The organism is Paenibacillus typhae, assembly GCF_900099765.1.
Lineage (GTDB): Bacteria > Bacillota > Bacilli > Paenibacillales > Paenibacillaceae > Paenibacillus_AQ > Paenibacillus_AQ typhae.
In genome coordinates, this window is record NZ_FNDX01000031.1 from 46074 (window position 1) to 63267 (window position 17194).

The 17194-nt window shown below is 51.5% G+C and carries 13 protein-coding genes; 5 read left to right on the plus strand and 8 right to left on the minus strand.

From position 1 onward, the window contains the following. Positions 1 to 51 precede the first annotated feature (51 nt). Positions 52 to 717: a succinate dehydrogenase cytochrome b558 subunit gene (locus BLR64_RS20965; protein WP_090717124.1), complete on the minus strand. Its 666-nt coding sequence runs from the start codon at positions 715 to 717 to the stop codon at positions 52 to 54. 433 nt (positions 718 to 1150) lie between these two features. Here BLR64_RS20965 and BLR64_RS20970 point away from each other — a divergent pair, with 433 nt between their 5' ends. Continuing rightward, the gene (locus BLR64_RS20970; RefSeq protein WP_090717125.1) at positions 1151 to 2050 is read left to right on the plus strand and encodes a LysR family transcriptional regulator; all 900 of its coding nucleotides are present in this window, start codon (positions 1151 to 1153) and stop codon (positions 2048 to 2050) included. 97 nt (positions 2051 to 2147) lie between these two features. Here the strand turns inward: BLR64_RS20970 and BLR64_RS20975 are convergent, their stop codons facing one another. The 7 genes from BLR64_RS20975 to BLR64_RS21005 all read right to left on the minus strand — a co-directional run bounded on the left by BLR64_RS20975 (position 2148) and on the right by BLR64_RS21005 (position 11786). Beyond that, on the minus strand, positions 2148 to 3797 hold the full coding sequence (locus BLR64_RS20975) for a type 2 periplasmic-binding domain-containing protein (RefSeq protein ID WP_090717127.1): 1650 nt from the start codon (positions 3795 to 3797) through the stop codon (positions 2148 to 2150). 57 nt (positions 3798 to 3854) lie between these two features. Next, positions 3855 to 4754: a carbohydrate ABC transporter permease gene (locus BLR64_RS20980; protein ID WP_090717128.1), complete on the minus strand. Its 900-nt coding sequence runs from the start codon at positions 4752 to 4754 to the stop codon at positions 3855 to 3857. Positions 4755 to 4768: 14 nt separating this feature from the next. After that, entirely contained in the window at positions 4769 to 5725 is a 957-nt protein-coding gene (locus tag BLR64_RS20985) for an ABC transporter permease (RefSeq protein WP_244157797.1), read from the minus strand. A 249-nt stretch (positions 5726 to 5974) separates the two neighbouring features. Continuing rightward, positions 5975 to 8242 (minus strand): AraC family transcriptional regulator, encoded by a 2268-nt coding sequence (locus BLR64_RS20990; protein ID WP_090717131.1) that lies wholly within the window; start codon positions 8240 to 8242, stop codon positions 5975 to 5977. 46 nt (positions 8243 to 8288) lie between these two features. After that, a complete protein-coding gene (locus tag BLR64_RS20995) occupies positions 8289 to 9389 on the minus strand; it encodes a rhamnogalacturonan acetylesterase (RefSeq protein WP_090717133.1) in 1101 nt (366 codons plus the stop codon). A gap of 354 nt (positions 9390 to 9743) precedes the next feature. Continuing rightward, complete coding sequence (locus tag BLR64_RS21000; RefSeq protein WP_090717135.1) at positions 9744 to 10415, minus strand: potassium channel family protein; 672 nt, start codon at positions 10413 to 10415, stop codon at positions 9744 to 9746. 12 nt (positions 10416 to 10427) lie between these two features. After that, positions 10428 to 11786, minus strand: coding sequence for a TrkH family potassium uptake protein (locus tag BLR64_RS21005; RefSeq protein ID WP_244157798.1), 1359 nt, complete (start codon positions 11784 to 11786; stop codon positions 10428 to 10430). A 228-nt stretch (positions 11787 to 12014) separates the two neighbouring features. Here BLR64_RS21005 and BLR64_RS21010 point away from each other — a divergent pair, with 228 nt between their 5' ends. The 4 genes from BLR64_RS21010 to BLR64_RS21025 all read left to right on the plus strand — a co-directional run bounded on the left by BLR64_RS21010 (position 12015) and on the right by BLR64_RS21025 (position 16554). After that, a complete protein-coding gene (locus tag BLR64_RS21010) occupies positions 12015 to 12407 on the plus strand; it encodes a GntR family transcriptional regulator (RefSeq protein WP_090717138.1) in 393 nt (130 codons plus the stop codon). After that, positions 12397 to 13128 carry an ATP-binding cassette domain-containing protein gene (locus tag BLR64_RS21015; RefSeq protein ID WP_244157799.1) on the plus strand — a complete coding sequence of 244 codons (732 nt, stop codon included), beginning with the start codon at positions 12397 to 12399 and terminating at the stop codon, positions 13126 to 13128. The genes BLR64_RS21010 and BLR64_RS21015 overlap by 11 nt, the downstream gene beginning before the upstream one ends. After that, on the plus strand, positions 13125 to 14690 hold the full coding sequence (locus BLR64_RS21020; protein ID WP_090717140.1) for a hypothetical protein: 1566 nt from the start codon (positions 13125 to 13127) through the stop codon (positions 14688 to 14690). The genes BLR64_RS21015 and BLR64_RS21020 overlap by 4 nt, the downstream gene beginning before the upstream one ends. A gap of 136 nt (positions 14691 to 14826) precedes the next feature. Beyond that, entirely contained in the window at positions 14827 to 16554 is a 1728-nt protein-coding gene (locus BLR64_RS21025; protein WP_090717141.1) for a CPBP family intramembrane glutamic endopeptidase, read from the plus strand. Positions 16555 to 17194: the final 640 nt, after the last annotated feature.

The window sequence follows — 17194 nt, forward strand, 5'->3', positions numbered from 1 at the left end:
ACAATTAATATAGGTTCATACAAAACCGTCTCCTGTAACAGACATCACCGCTTATAACAGGGTGCGTAGATGCTGTGCGGCACTGGCCGCAGTCTGGAATTCACTGTCACGGAACGTGAACAGCGAGATCAGGAACATAAAGGTTACGATGACGAAAAGACCGAGACAGAGTATTGAGGACACTCGTTGCGAGCGCGGTCCGACGGTAATTCCCCAGCTGATGAGGAACGACCACAGGCCGTTGGAGAAGTGGAAGCAGGCTGCAATGATAGCGATCACATAAATCGCCAGCATCAGCGGCTGGGTCACGATTTCATGCATAACGCCGCCAAGCTCCTCATGTTCAACATTGCCTACGGCAACCTGAAAACGTGTCTCGAACATATGCCAGACAATGAAGACAAAGGTAATGACGCCGCTGATCCGCTGCAGGGTATAACGCCAGTTTCTTTCCAGGTTGAAGCGGCTCAGGTTCGGCTTAGACTGGTATGCGATATACAGCCCGTAGACCCCGTGATACAGCAGCGGAAGCCAGATCCCGAACAATTCCAGGAAGAAGACAAGCGGCAGGCTGTTCAGCCATAGCACACTGTCGGTGAAACCTGAAGCGCCACCCTCTACTGCTGCGAAATTCGTCATCATGTGTTCGATGAAGAAGAATCCGAGCGGGATAACGCCGAGCAAGGAATGAATCTTTCTGGAATAAAATCCTCTCATGCAAAGTGTCCCCTTTCCGATTAAAACAGCGTTTTCATTAATGAGCATACACCGCCGGGAGTACAGTTGAAACAGGGGAAGAAAGGCCTCGTCAGCTCACCAGACATCTATTTTCACCGTTATCCATTGTTTTCCCGGACTTTGCTCTAACATTCACAATATGTGAATATCTTGTGTCACTTTTTATGTTACTCTTTTTTGTCTTATAAGGGAATTGCAATCTAATTATAAATCGTTATACTATATTTGCATAAGAATATTTTTAATGTGATAATAATTCTCATTTAGAGCCTGGTTTTCCCGGGTATACTGCCTTTTTACTATACAGAACAAGTTTTGAATAGCGGCTATGCTATGAGCATTATCACTTTCATCCATATACAATGAGCGTACAGTATCAGCATTACCCCAGAATGGTCAAAGGAGAACCCGTATGTTCGATGATTTGGACATTTTTGCCGCGGTTGTAGAGCATTCCAGCCTCAACCGTGCCTCGCGCCAGCTCAATCTGTCACAGCCTGCCCTGTCCCGCAAAATTTCCAAGCTGGAGGAACGCCTTGGCGTTACCCTGTTCAACCGGTTCGGTAAACGGCTGGAGCTGACTGAGGTCGGACGACTTACTTATACTTATGCGCTTGAACAGCGTCAGCAGCGTTCCAAGTTCCTTGAAGCGCTGTCCAAATTCAAGGAAGGCGAGCCGCAGCTCGTCACCCTGGGGGCCAGCCTTACCACCCTGCAGACGACGCTGCCGCCGCTTGTGAACGCCTACATGGAGAAATATCCGGCTGCCGAGCTGAAGCTTGTTACCGGCCGGACGCATGAAATTGTCTCCTCGGTCAGCGAAGGCCGGAGCGATGTCGGCATTGTCGCCTCCTCCATTCAGGAGCCGGGCCTGCGCTGCATTCCGCTGTTTGAGGACCAGCTCCGTCTCGTCGTCTCCGAGCAGCATCCGCTGACCCTGAATGCGAAGCTGACGATGGATGATCTCAACCGGCTCCCGATGATCCTGTTCTCCAAGGGCACCTGGTACCGCCGCATGACCGATGAGCTGTTCCAGCGCTGCGGCACCGATCCCGACGTGCGGATGGAGATTGACTCCTTCGAGGCGATCGTCCGGCTTCTGCCTACCATCAAGGCCGCTGCACTGCTGCCGAAATCATACCTGCGTCCGGAGCTGCTGAACGGAGGCGGGCTGGTCTCCCTGCATATCAAGGAGCTGGAGCAGACCCAGCGTACCACATGCCTGATCTATCCGAGCAGCGGCGGACTGAGCACGGCTGCCCGCTGCCTTGTACAGGTTACCGAGGAAGTGTTCCTCGAAGGCCGCGAATAAAACACAAACCCCCGGCAGGCTTCCATATCACTATGGATCGGCCCGCCGGGGACGGTTTAACTGTAGTGCTGTTTAATTATACAGGGGTACTCCCTGATTAACGGAACTGGCCTGCATCAATTGCTTTTTGCTTCTCGTCGAGGATTTCCTGATAGCCTGCATCCAGGTAAGTCTTCTTCGCTGCTTCATAGTTGGCGTCAAAGTCAGCTTCTGGTGCCAGTACAATCTTCACATACAGCTCCTGGAAGAGGGTATTAAGGTCTGCTTTGTATTCGTTAACCTTCTCAAGTACAGTAGTGAACATAGCGTCCGGTGTGCGGAATTCAGCTACTTCATTATAGTATTTCACCAGATCATCAGCCAGATATTCATAGCCGGCAGGCGCCCAGTTGCGCAGGTTCGCTTTGAGGGTTTTCTCAGGATCAGGGTATTGGGCGATTTCTGTTACAAGACCCCAGTAGTCTTTGTTGTTGTTCTGGGACAGTACAGATTCACCTTTGAAATCCGGATTCTTAACAGCAATGCCTTCTGCATCAAGCGTATAGTTCTCGCCTTCAACCCCGTTCTGGAACTTGAACAGGTTCTCCGGCTGGCTCAGCCATTCCAGGTACATCCACACTGCAGCACGTTCTTCGTCAGTGGTTTCATAGTTGATCCCCATGATGAAGCCAAACGGCCAGTATGCACGCCCTTGCGGTTGCTTGCCTTCCGGAACACCTGCATATGGAGGCACGATTGCGAACTCAGCGCTAGGGTCATTGGCCAGTGTTGCAGAAATAACATCCGTATTATTGGTCAGATAGAGGCCGAAGGTACCTGTTTTGCCGGAAACGAATTCCGATTTAATCTTCTGTTCGTCGGTGCGCAGATAGAATTCTTTATCAATGAGTCCGTTATTGTATTGATAGTTCAGGTTGCGCAGCCATAACTCTGTATCCTTAGTAGTGAAGTCAGCCACGCTCAGGTCGGAATATAGTGCACGGTAATTGGCATCAATCGGCCAGTCGCGGAATGCATAGTTATAGTTGAAGCTGTTGGCAGTCAAGCTGCCCCCGGTTACACCGAGTCCGGCTTCCTTCCACTTCACTAGCATTTCGTTGTACTTCTCAAGGGAAGTCAGATCCTCAACCTTCATGCCCACCTTCTCTACCCAGTCCTTGCGGATGATAGTAGTGAAGTTGTCTGCTTCAGGGCGCGCTGCATAGAAGAAGATGTTCTGGTCGTCTACAATACCGTACTGCTTGATGGTCTCACCCATGTTCGCCCAGTAAGTCGGGGCATAATTCTCGATTTCAGACCAGTCCAGCGGCTGCATAACATCTTCACCATAGTAAGTAAGCGCTTGCGGCATATCGTAGTGGAAAATAATATCCGGAGCCTTGTGTGACGCCAGCAGCTGTTCATAGTCGATAACTTCGCTCTTGCGGGTAATCGGAATGTAGTTAACGTCAATGTTGTACTTATCGCCGAATTCCTTTTGAACCCAGCGGGTGTAATAGTTGTCGGTTACATTCCAGCCTTCGAATGCACGCTCATAGACAGGGATATCAAGGGTAACCTTGTCTTTGAAGCCTTGTGAATAATCCGGGTATTTCCCTTCGGCAGCAGCGTTTGTTGCTGCCGCTGTCTCTGCAGGGCTGTTAGTGGCTGCGGCATTCTGTTTATTGTTGTTGCCTGAGCATCCGGCCAGCATGCCGGCCGTCATGACCGAAGCCATCAATAGTGATACATACCCTTTTTTGTTCATCGCAATTCCCCCAATTATAGTTTTCGTATTGAAGTAGTACTGCTGTGGAACATATAATTACTCTTTGACTGCTCCGAGCATAACACCCTGTACAAAGTATTTCTGAACGAAGGGATATACGCAGAGAATAGGCAAAGTAGCAAACACAACGACTGATGCCTTCAGAACTTCAGGATTACTGAGTGTTACCGTAGTTGCTTCCAGCTGGAAGCTTTCACTGGCCTGGATGACCAGATAGTACAGCTTAAGCTGCAGCGGCCGCAGATCGGTCGCATGCTTGATATAGAACAAGGCGTCCTGATAGGCGTTCCAGCGTCCAACCGCATAAAAGAGAGACAGGGTCGCGATAATCGGCTTGGAAAGCGGAATCACAATGTTCCAGAGAATCCGGAAATGTCCGGCACCGTCTATCCGTGCAGATTCCTCCAGGCTGACCGGAATACTGCTCGTCAGAGAGGTTTTCATGATCAGCAGGTTAAATGCACTGAAGGATAACGGCAAGACCAGTGACCAGATCGTATCCATCAGTCCCAGATTATTGATGTTCATGTAATCCGGAATAATCCCTCCGCTGAAATACATCGTAAACAGGAAGATGAAGGTAATGACCCGGCGGCCCTTGAACTGGGCTCTGGACAGCGGATAGGCTGCGCAGATGGTCAGGATCATCCCCAGAATCGTGAACAGTACGGTTACGATCACCGAGATGTACAAGGACCGGAGAATGCTCGCATCGGCAAAAATCTTGCTGTAAGCTTCCAGGGTAAAGCCTTTAGGCCACAGAAAAACCTTATTGGCTATAACGTAGGAATCTGAACTGAGGGATTTGGAGGCCACATGCACGAACGGCAGCAGACACACCAGCGAAGCAACGATCAGCCCAAATTTGATCAGCAGATCATAGATATCTATACGCCATTTGCCGGTTGCGGCGGGAGTTACGGTTGATGCTTTCATGGTTCCTCTCCTTTCTATAGTATTCCGTCCTCGCCAAGCTTTTTGGCCAGGCGGTCAGCGGATATGACCAGGATAATCCCAATGACGGACTGGAACAGCCCGATTGCCGTCGCCCGGCTGAAGTTACCCGATTCGATCCCCCAACGGTACACGAGAACAGGTATGGTGGTCGTGAATTCAGTAGTCGCCTTATTCTGCAGGGACCAGATCCGTTCGAACGAGCCGTCCATCACTTTCCCCAGACTCATGATCAGCAGCGTTACAATCGTAGCCCGGATGGAGGGAAGCGTGATATTCCATACCTTTCTCCAGCGTCCGGCCCCGTCCACGGTTGCCGCCTCATACATTTCCGGATTGATTCCGCTGATTGCGGCCAGATAGATGATCGTTCCCCAGCCCATGCTGTGCCATACCCCGATGGCCAGATAGCTGATCAGCCAGTTCGTATCCTCCTGCAGGAACGGCACGCGGGTTCCGCCCATCAATTCAATGAGATTATTGACGGCACCGCTTCCTTCGCTAAGCAGCTGATACGCAATCGCTCCGATAATAACCCAGGAGAGAAAGTGCGGCAGATACAGCAGCGTCTGGTTTACCCTTTTAAACTTGATGCTCTTTACCTCGTTCAGCATCAGCGCCAGAATGATCGGCATCGTGAAGCTGAATACAAGATCAAGCACATTGAGCAGCAGCGTATTGCGCACAGCCCGTGTGAAGTCAGGCTTGGAGAAGATCTGCTGGAAGATTTCGAAGCCTACCCAGTCACTGCCCCAGAAGCCTCTGGCAATTTTGTAGTCTTTAAAAGCGATTACAAGCCCGGTCATCGGCATGTATTTGAAAACGATTACAAAAGCTAGCGGAAATAATACCAGCAGATACAGCTGCCAGTCACGGCGCAAGTAATAGAGCGGCCCGTATTTTTTTCTTAATAAAAGGGCCTGATTGGTTTGTGAAGCGCTTGCAGCTTTCAAAGTCTCACCCCCTGCACCATTTTTATCTTGTGGCCGGCTGTGTGATCCGGCGTGAATCCAATGTATCCCGATTATCCGGTTTTGAAAATCATGAGTATTGATGATCCCCATCAAATTTGATTAGAGCGCGGTATTATCAGCTTTCTGAGCATGTCCATAATCAAATATGATAGGCATTCCCAAAAATAAAACGCTTTCATTAACAGGTAAACAAATAAAAACCGCCGGCTGCCGGCCCCGAGAGGGCTCTTAGGAGCCCTTGCTCTTGGCCGACTTGTAGCTGCTCGGCGGCATACCTTCATATTTGCGGAAAAAGCGGTTAAAGCTCTGCAGATTATAATATCCTACCTCTGCGGCAATCTGTTTAATGGTCAGGTCGGTATCCAGCAGCAGCTCCTTGGCCTTTTCGATGCGGAGCTGATTCAGGAAATCGATCATGCTTTTGCCGGTCTGCTCATACACAATTTTGCGCATATAGGAGTAACTGATTCCGATTTCTTTTGCCATATCCTCAAAAACAATTTCTTCACGGTAGTGTTCCTTCAAATACTGAACGATCCGTTCCCCGTGATTGGTTTCGCCAGGACTGTGATCGAGGCTCTGGACGATTTCACGGAACATTTCATGCAGGTATTCCTCCAGCTCCTCCAATGTATCCATCGCAGCAAGAATACTGTAGATGTTGCCTTTCCCCACGATCATTCTTCCGGTACCGATATGATTCTCGCGCAGATGCTTGATCGTAGCTCCCATCAGCTGGTGATAGATGAACATAATATTATCGTACGAAATATTCTCTTCTGCACTGATCTGGCTGCGGATCGTCTGCAGCTCCTTAAATATCCCGTCCAGGTTACCGGCATCCAGAAAATTGAGAATCCGCCGCTCACTGCAGTCGAAGTCGATATATTTGCGGCTGTGCTCCTCCTCATCCTCCCAGTACATAATGCTTCCGGCCCCGTTGATCATCCGCTGCTTGATCAATTCCATCGCTTCAAACAGCCGCTCGGCCACCATTTCAGGGACATCCGCCACATCGCTTACCCCGATCGTGACGGTATGCTCCAGCAGCGCAAGTGATTCATCCCGGATCGTTTCCAGCACCTGCTGAATCTGCCCTCTGCCCGCCTCATCCTCATCCGGCGCAAAATTCAGCACGATGACCAGGCAGCCGTCGTTATGATATACAGAGCTCGCCAGAATCTGCTCAGGGAACAGACTCTCGAATTTTGTGTTAAGCAGATAACGGTGATAGCTGCGTGTCTCCACACTGGTATTGCCGACATATACCCTGTAACGGTCGATCGAGACAACAATTACCCGGTAGTAAGCTTCAGGAAAAATTTCGTTAATCCGCGGCGGAATTTCGCCGCGCAGCAGACGGTGAACTGCGAGACTCCGGGTATCCTGCTCACGCTCCTGCAGCAGCTGGAACAGGCTCTCCTCCTCCTCCTGCATCCGCTTAAAGGCCATGTCCAGGAAGGCCAGCTCATTTTTGCCTGCCACGTTCAAATCGCTTTTGGAGCGTATGGTCTGCACCAGCTGCCGGAGGGGTCTGGACAGCCAGGTGGCAAAAAAGAGAGCCAATAAGGTTCCAAGTAAAATAATGGCGCCGGTAAGCAGAATAATATTTCCCTGCATCTCCCGGGAATCGGCCATCATCTCATCCAGCGAGCTCCAGCTGACGTTCCACCATCCGGATAATGCCGAACGGGTCCAGGCATACACCATCCGCTTGCCGTCAAGTTCCCGGAACGTGTAGCCTTCGCTTATATTCTGATCCAGCAATTCCCGGAGAAACGGCAGCTCAAAGCCGTCTGACAGCACGAGTGATTTATCATTGAAGGAGATCACCTTGCCGTCTGCATCCAGAAGCAGATTGCTGCTGTTACCGACCTCTGTGGCATTCAGGTATTTGCCGATCTGGCTTTCCTTCATATTGACTACAATGATTCCGCGTGTGTTGGACGACAGCCGGTTAAGCGGATACACATAGGAGACGACATTCTCGCCCGAATCCAGCTTGCGGGGAACCCATACACCGCTGATTCCCCTCTGCCCCTCAAGGGCATCCTCCACCCAGTCCATCGCCTCATAGCGTTCCAGCTTGGTCACACTCTTGTCCGTAGAGACTACATAATCGGAACCCTCCAGATAAAAGTAGGAAGAAGCTACGCCATCTACCCGGCGGTTCAGATTGAGCAGTTCGTTTGTTACATCCTTGCCGCGGCTGTAATTATTAAAGCTGGAATTAATCTCGTCGTACGTCTCGAAGCTGCGGATCCGGTCAAACACACTCGTTGCCGCCAGACGTGACGTGTCCTGGGCCAGATTGGCCAGTGCATTTTCATTCAGCTTACGGTTGGCATTAAGTCCGGCAAGCGTTGATTCCCCGATGGCTGCCTCTGAGTTTTCAATAATCTGCGACCCGCTGTACCAGGTAAGGATGGCCGTCGGAATGGCCATGATACAGAACAGAATTAACGCCAGCTGCAGCATCATCGGTATTTTTTTCATAGTGTGCCCCCCTTAATCTCTAATCCCATGCAGATGATCACAGCAGCTATCTGAGGAACATAATAAGCTTTTGCAGTCCAAGCTCCCTAATTCCCTGAACCACCAGTTCAGCTATGCGCAGGCTGCCGCGCTCCTGGAAATGTGTATTGTCAACGGTACCGCCGGGATGGTTCATCCATTCCCCGGGCGCTCCCCACAGAAAAATCGACTTGGTTGCTTCCGGTCCAGCCTCTTCAAACAGGCGTCTGCTCTTCTCGGCCAGGTCAATCAGCGGAACCTCTTCCTCCTCAGCCAGCTTTCTTACGGCTTCCAAATAGGCTCCGTGTGTGTCAGTCAGCTTGCCTGCAGCATCGAAATAACGGCGGTGCACAGAAGTGACCAGCACAGGGATCGCCTGCTTGGCGCGGGCACCTTCAATGTACCGGCGCAGATGCTCCGGATAGGTTGTAAGCGGGTCAGTATGGCGGGCCTCATCCCACTTCTGGTCGTTATGGCCGAACTGGATGAACATATAATCGCCTTCCTTGATCTCATCCAGAATCGGCTGAAGCCGGTTTTCCCCGATAAAGCTCTTCGAGCTGCGTCCTCCCACGGCATGGTTGGCAACCGCAACATCATGCTTGAAAAAGTATTGGAGCATCTGCCCCCAGCCGGAGAACGGAAAGCCCTTTTCATCGCCGACATCCGTGACTGTTGAATCACCGGCCAGATACACCGTAATCTGTTCACTCGTCTTCGTGATCTCCAGCGCATTAATCCGCGGGGCGACCCCGCCGAATCTGAGCTTCAGCTGGCCACCGCGCACGTTCACGCCGAACAGCTCACGGGAGACCTGACCGGTTACAGTCCGGTAATTGTTAAGGATCAGCCTTTCCCCGTTGGTCTTCAGTGTGGTGCAGGACGGCGCAGCCTCATCCCCAGTAAGAATAGAGACAATATAGTTCCCGTCTTCCACATCCGCAACAAAAGCCGTATTAAAAGGTATAACAAAATCCCCGGCAAGCGGCTCTTCCCCCCGGTTATGTTCCGTTACCTGTGACACATCTGTAAAGCCATACCCTTTTGCGGCATCGTAGCTGTCTGCAGCGGACACTTTGGTATATCCTTCCGCTGCTCCGGCAGGTCCAAAATCAAAACGCCAGCTCATATTACTTCCCCCTACTTTAATTTAGATGAAATTTTAAACGCTTACAAGTTATATTGTGGAAACCGTTAAACATTGGCACGCTTACAGTTATTTTAACATTACAAGAAACAGTTAATATATATCTTCAGTGAAATTTCTCGAAATATTTTTTTGAAAACAAATAAATACCAATTACAAAATCATAAAAATGTTGGAAACGGACATTCGCCTGAAATAATAAATATTATCCATTTGTGATATTATGACGCTGTATTCTTTAATATTTGGCCGGTAAAATAAAGAAAGCCCGGACTCCCGTCCGGGCTTACAGTACATATAATAACCTCGCTATTATTCTATTATTCTATCCTTCTTTCAATCCGCGTTAACCGCCCCGTCTTCAAACTCCTCGATACTCTCATTCGAGCCGATGACAACCATAATATCTCCCTGGCTTACATAATCATGGGCCGTAGGGGCAACGATAATTCCGTCTTTGCGGTTGAGGGCAATGATGCTGCAGCCGTATTTGGCACGGGTGTTCAGCTCGGAGAGGCTTTTTCCGTCCATACAGGAGGGAACGGCCAGCTCGACGATTTTGTAGTCCTTGGAAATCTCGATATAATCCAGCAGATGGGGAGTAACCAGCTGATGCGCTACACGGATGCCCATATCCCTTTCCGGAAAAATAACCCGGTCCACACCAAGCTTGGATAGCGCACGCCCGTGGAGAATCGTAATCGCCTTCGCAACCACCTGCTTTACTCCCAATTCCTTCAGCAGAATCGCCGTCAAAATACTCCGCTCCATATTGTCCCCGATGGCAACAATCCCGCAGTCAAAATTGCGTACACCCAATGAACGCATGATCCCTTCATCCGTCGCATCCGCCATGACCGCATGGGTCAGCTGCCCGTTCATTTCCTCTACACGATCTTCCAGATGGTCAATTCCGAGCACCTCATAGCCCATAGCCATCAGCTCAAGCGCCAGACTGGAGCCGAAACGGCCGAGGCCAATCACAACAAACTGCTGTGCTTTTAACATCACTTTAACCCCTTATCCAATGATCATTTTACCTTCCGGATACTTATACAATGGTTTACCCTGTTTCGGACCAAGTGCATAGGCCAGTGTCAAAAGACCAAGCCTTCCGGCAAACATCGTCAGGCAGAGCAGGATTTTACCGGCATCAGACAGCTCCGGTGTCAGCCCCATCGATAGCCCGACAGTCGCAAACGCCGATGTCGTCTCAAACAGAATCGTCAGGAACGGGTGCCCTTCTGTGGTTGAGAGAACCATCGACACAGATACAATCAGCAGCAGGGCCAGCAGCGTAATCGTCAGCGCCTTAAATACCCGCTCCTGGGCAAGCCGGTAACGGAACAGCACAATATCTTCCCGTCCGCGCAGCATAGAGACAACCGCCCCGATCATCAGCGTAAAGGTGGTCGTCTTGATTCCTCCGCCGGTGGAGCCCGGAGATGCGCCGATAAACATCAGGATGATGATAAAAAACTGTGTGGCCTGACGCATTCCGGCGATGTCTACCGTATTGGCACCAGCTGTACGTGGTGTTACCGACTGAAAGAATGAGGCCCAAATTTTGCCGCCGAAATTAAGAGAACCGAGTGTACGGGTATTGGTGAACTCAAACACAAAAATCACTACGGCACCGGTTAGAATCAGTGCCCCTGTCATCGACAGAACGACCTTGCTGTGCAGCTGCAGCCGGCGGCTTTTCCGGTATTCAATCAGGTCGGCCATCACAATGAACCCGATACCGCCAGACACAATCAGCAGCATAACAACCAGATTCACGACGGAGTCACCGGCATACGCGGTTAGGCTGCGGTAATTCCCAAACAGATCGAATCCGGCATTATTGAACATGGAGACGGCATGAAATACACCGTAATACAACGCACGGCCAAAGGGCATATCCGCCGCCCAGCGGAGCGACAGCAGAACCGCACCGCCTGTCTCAATAACCAGTGAATAGACAAGGACCCTGCGGATCAGCCGGACAATCCCCTCCATCGAGCTCTGGTTCATCGCCTCCTGGAGAATGAGCCGGTCGCGCAGCGAGATTTTGCGTTTGAGCAGAAGCGCGAACAGGGTTGCCATGGTCATAAAGCCGAGGCCGCCGACCTGTATCAGCAGCAGAATAACAATCTGGCCAAAGACGCTGAAGTGGGTGCCGGTATCCACTACAACGAGCCCGGTTACGCAGGTCGCCGAAGTTGCCGTGAAAAGCGCATCTATAAATCTCAGGGAATGACCGGATGCACTGGCAAAGGGCAGCATCAGGAGCAGTGTTCCAATCAGGATGACTGCGGCAAATCCCCCCACCAGAATCTGGGGCGGCGACAGCTTAAATAATCTGAATTTCGAAAATTCAGGAAATGGCGAGGCCAAACGGCTCATCCTTTCACATGCTTCATAACAGCATAAAAAATTAGTATTGTTCCAATAAACATACAAATTATATACGTTATTGTCCAACATCACAAAGCCTGATTTTTCAATGTAATTAATCTCGCTTGAAATTGTATGGTGTGTAGTGGTACACTCCAATTATAAAGTGTATGGTTATCCTCCATACACATGACCTCAGGAATCAGTCAGAGAAGGAAGGGGTATTTCATGGATCAGTCCTTTGAGCTTTTGCCGGAACCGTTTCAGATCAACCCCTCACTGCCAATCTACGAACAGTTTGCCTGGGCTATCCAAGGAAGAATTGTCAGCGGACATATACCGCCCGGCTCGCGGCTGCCCTCCGTAAGAGAGCTTGCAGCAGGCAGGGGCGTCAACCCTACCACCGCAGCCAGAACCTATCAGGAGCTGGAGCGCATGGGCCTGATTGTTACCTACCGCGGGCAGGGTACCTTTGTCACCAGGGATGCAGCTGTGATTGGCGAGGCACGTAAAGAAATTATGCGCAAGGCAATCAAGGAATTTAAGGCGGCTGCCGGAAAGCTCGGCCTCACGGCCGCGCAACTGCTGGAATTCGATAAGGAGGATTCACATGACGGCTAATCATTACAGTATGGAGGCGGCTGCAGGGCCTGCGGCGGTAGAGTGCCGGGGACTCGGGCTTACGCGAAGAAAAAAGAGCATTCTCCAGGACATCAGCTTCGATATTCCGCAGGGCAGCCTGACCGGCCTGCTTGGCCCTAACGGCGCCGGCAAATCCTCACTGCTGCGGATTATCGCCGGACTGGCCGCCCCGGATACCGGCTCTGTACGAGTTTTCGGCCAGCCGGCTGGTATAGAGCAGCTCGGCATGCTGTCACTCCTGCCGGACCGCAGCAATCTGCCCGGCTGGCTGAGCGTCAGGGAATGGCTGGATTTTGCCGCCGGAATCTATCCGGACTGGGACCCGGTCAAGGCGCTGGAGGTGCAGGCAGAGCTCAATGTATCCGTGGAGCCGGCCATCTCTTCACTGTCCCGCGGTGAAGAAGCACGCCTGCAGCTGCTGACCTGCCTGTCACGCACAGCACCGCTGATTATCCTCGATGAACCATTCACCGGTGTTGATCTCATCTCCCGCGAACGGATTGCTTCTGCTGTAGTCGGCGAGCTTGCGGACGGCCGGCGCACCTTTCTGATCGCTACCCACGACATCCGGGAAATGGAGCTTCTGTTCGACCGCCTGATCCTGATCGGCAAAGGAACAATCCGCAGCATTGAAGATGTAGATAGGCTGCGCCGCTCCGGGAAATCGGTAGAATCTCATTACAGGGAAGTGTTCGCATGAGTGCGATGAAGACGCTGGTCCGGCTGGAGTACAGCCGTTATAGCCTTTCAAGACTTGGTAAACATTACAGGCTGCTGACAGCCCTGATTCTGGTCATCGGCACGGTGTTAATTGGCATCTACCTTCCCGGCTCCAGATCATCGGAACGCATACCCTTCATCTATGCCGCTCTGCTTGTATGGTCAGCGGTGACAGTCCTTTCGGCAGTCAGTATGGTAAGCTTTATGAACGCCGGCTCCCGCGACTGGATGCTCTCCTTTCCCCACTCCAGATTAAAGCTGCTGTATGCCAAAATGATCAGTCTGCTCGGACATAGCCTTCAGCTGATGCTTGCGGTTCTCCTCGCCGCCGTTATGCTATATCTCTATTCTGTCCGCAGCGGCTGGTATCCGCCGTTATCCATGCCTGGACTTCTCTATTTGGTTGCGGCATATACGCTGTTCATGCTGATTTTTCTGCCGCTTGCCGTGGTATTCGGACTCGCAATCAGCCTGTTTCTGCAGCCGGGCAGATTAGCACGGCTGCTCTTCATTCCGTACACTGCATTATGGATGTCACCGTTTATAGTTGACGGCATTTATGGCACCGGGTACTCAGGTGCGCAGGCAGCAGCCCCCGGCTCACCCGGTTTTATGCTGTATGCTTCACTTGCAGCAGCCGCTGCCGGCTGGCCGCTTAGCCATCTGCTGATGCTGCTCGTTGCCGCCAGAGGCCTGGAAGCGGAAGGGCAGGAAGTCCGTTCTTCCAGTCCTACCGGCGCTTCACGCCGTTTCAGATCCGGGACGCTCCGGATTACCCGGAATACCGGCCTGCAGAAGGATACCTCCACATTCATGATGCTGTACCGGCTCTATGCCGGCCGGACGCGCCGGACAGAGAAGCATCCGGCTGTACTCAGCCTGAAGTTCGCTGTTCCGCCCATGGTGGCAGCCGTTTTTTACTTCGGCATAACCTCAAATGTGGAATCCGTAGTCCTGTCCCTCATGAGATCACTGTTTGGGCTGGTGATTACCTTCAGCAGCGTCTGGGTTCTCCTGCGCAGCAGCAGCGAGCGCAAACAATTACCTTGGCTGCTGAGCTTTCCGCAGAGCCGGCTGGCTCTGCTGCTAAGCGGTATTGCCGTGGTATGGACTACTGCAGTGCGGATTATGGTTATCCTGCTGCTCTCGGCCGCTGCCGGCAGCGTCACCGCCCTGATTGCCGGCAATACCGGGCTGCAGGACTGGTCTCAAACCTTGATCTGGCTGCTATATTTCTTCCTGTTTTATGTATTGGTGTTAACTGTCATGCTATGTCTGCTGCAGCTGGAATACTATACGATGAAAGCACCGGTGCTGGGTATTCTGATGTTCCCGGTATCTTTATTAGGGCTTATGGGCGGTGTTTTCCTGAATAAAATCATTTTTCTGCCTGCTGAGCTGCACACTGGGATTCTGCCCGACTGGAGTCTACTGGGCTGGATCGCTCTGATCGGATTGCCTGCAGCATTTTGCTGTATTCCGGCAGGCGCCAGATATTATCACCTCAGCTTGAGCCGGCCTGCCGGGAAAAAGCAGGCATAAGCCGGGGCTCGTTCACGTAAATGTAAAGTTAGATAAGCCGGCATCGTATAACAGGTATTTTTTGTAACTGCCCGGCCTGTCCCGTATAATGAAACAGATATGCAACTACAAATGAATCCATGCAAGGAGGCGTTTCATGAATTCCGTCGGCCAGCCTTTACAGCAGCGGCCCCTTACCAAAAGACTTATTTTCGCCGGTATAATCGGTCTTATCGTTTTCCTTATGTTCCAGGTTGTACCCCAGCTTTACAGCGGAGGATCGGCATCCACGATCAGCAAGACTGAAGCCCGCGACAAAGCGGCCGCATTCGCAGCACAGCAGCTCGGCCATCCGGAGACAGAACAGGATCACTGGACAGTAAGCTACCAGACCGACTCCTCCTTTTACGGCTATATGTCACAGGAAAAGCTCTTGCAGAGCTACAATGACAATAAGCTGGATCAGCGGTATCCATTCGATGTCTACCATGCGGTTCTTTATACTGACGGTGAAGCCGATCCTGTTCTTGCCGTTGACCTCAATATGTATACAGGCGAGGTTACCGCCTTTGCCCTGGGCGGGTATGCCCATGCAAGTGACGGATGGGACTATGGCGATCCGCCGGCACCCGGGAATTCGAAAGGCGTCTCTGTGGACAGCAGCGCAAACGGCGGACTCAGCCTGCAGCAAAAGGAAACCCTCGCCAGACCCTGGCTGCAGTTATGGGGAGCAAACCCCGCCAAGCTGCAGATTGAAGCAGATTCCGATGGCTACGGTCTCGTCTATTCCGACAGCTCCGTCAAAATAGGAGAAGCTGCTCTGCGCTATCAGTTTCATTTTCTGGACGGAGAGCTGTCTTATTTCCGTGCCGGATTCTCCGCCCCGGCCTGGCATGACTCCTACGTGGAGGACCAGAAATCGCTGGCTACGAAGCTAACCCTGTTCGGCTATGCCCTGCCGACGCTGGCACTCGGCCTGCTGGCGCTGATTTTCAGCATTCTGCGGCGCAGTCATACTTCTTTTGTACGCGGCATCACTTTAAGCTCGATCCATTTCACCATCATGTTGATCAGCACCTACAATATGCTGCCTGAGCCGGTTTCCGACACTGCTGAGGCCCGTATAACCTCTGTAATTATGTTTATTATCTATGCCCTTTACAGCCTGCTGATGTCGTCACTGCTCTATTTCTCCCTCGTCGGGGGCAACGGGCTGTGGCGTAAGGAGGAAGGGCTGAACCCGTGGCCGCGCGCCAAGGAGCCGGGGTACGGCAAATATGTGCTGGACAGCATGTCTGCCGGTTATATCTGGGCGCTTATCCTGCTTGGCGTGCAGACCATTATGTTTATTATTTTGACGTTCACCCTGGATAACTGGTCAACAACAGACGCCAGCCAGTCTCCTTATAATATGAGGTACGCCCTGCTGATGCCGATTGTTGCCTGGCTTGCCGGCTTGTCCGAGGAAGCGGTCTACCGCCTGTTCGGCATCCGGATGCTCAAAAAGCTCGTCAAAAACACCCTGATCGCCTCCCTGATCACCACACTGATCTGGGCTTTCGGGCATACCCTGTACCCGATCTACCCGGTTATCTCAAGGCCGATTGAGCTGACCGTCATCGGGCTGCTGTTCAGCTATATTTTTCTGCGTTACGGCTATATCGCCGTCATGTTCGCCCACGTCGTATTTGACAGCATCCTGATCGGCATGACCCTGATCTTCATGCGGGAGAGTGTAAATGTAACCGCCGGTACTGTCACCATCCTCCTGCCGCTCATTGTCGGCTATATCGTGTACCGGTTCAATCCGCCGGACCGGACCGGCCGCAAGGACTCTCAAGGTCCTGACGAGCCGCTCCAGCCCGCAGGGCTAGATTCCCGTTAAAATAAGGTGCTCCGCAGTCTGCTGATATAGCAGCCGGGAGCACCTTTTTGGGGTTGCGGGATACTCTTTACTTACGGAATACTCTTTGTTTGCTGGATACTCTTGGCTTGCGGGATCTCCGTTTATCTGCTCTTGAAAAACCGGTCATAAATCACCAGCGCAACCACGATCGTAAATACCTCCATTAAAAAGTTGGGAAGCAGCAGTATGTATTCCACAATAAGCCTCCTATTTATGGTTAATTTTGTATTATACCTATTTCTGCATAACTCCCGCCTATCCTCTAATCTTCTGCAGCTTCCGGCCGCAGCTAGAGTAAAGGGCTGAATAAATTCAGCCCCTCCTCATCAAACCGTACGTGAGGTTTTCCCTCATACGGCTTTCCGATGTTCGTCATTCATGGGCATGCAGCATTCTGGCCTTGGCCCATGACCTAGTTTCCCCTGTCGAGTTCTTGAGTGTTTTCTTGCGTGTCGTTAGCCGCTTTGGGCATTCACGGACTCGTACCTCTTGGTGAAACATGAACAAAGCAGGGCTCCTTCCCTCCCTAAGGTTATGTTGTCCTTAGGTTCCTTGGTACTATGAGCCCCTCGGACTCCCTTCCCACAGACGATTCACTTCGTCTTCTGGACTTATAGAA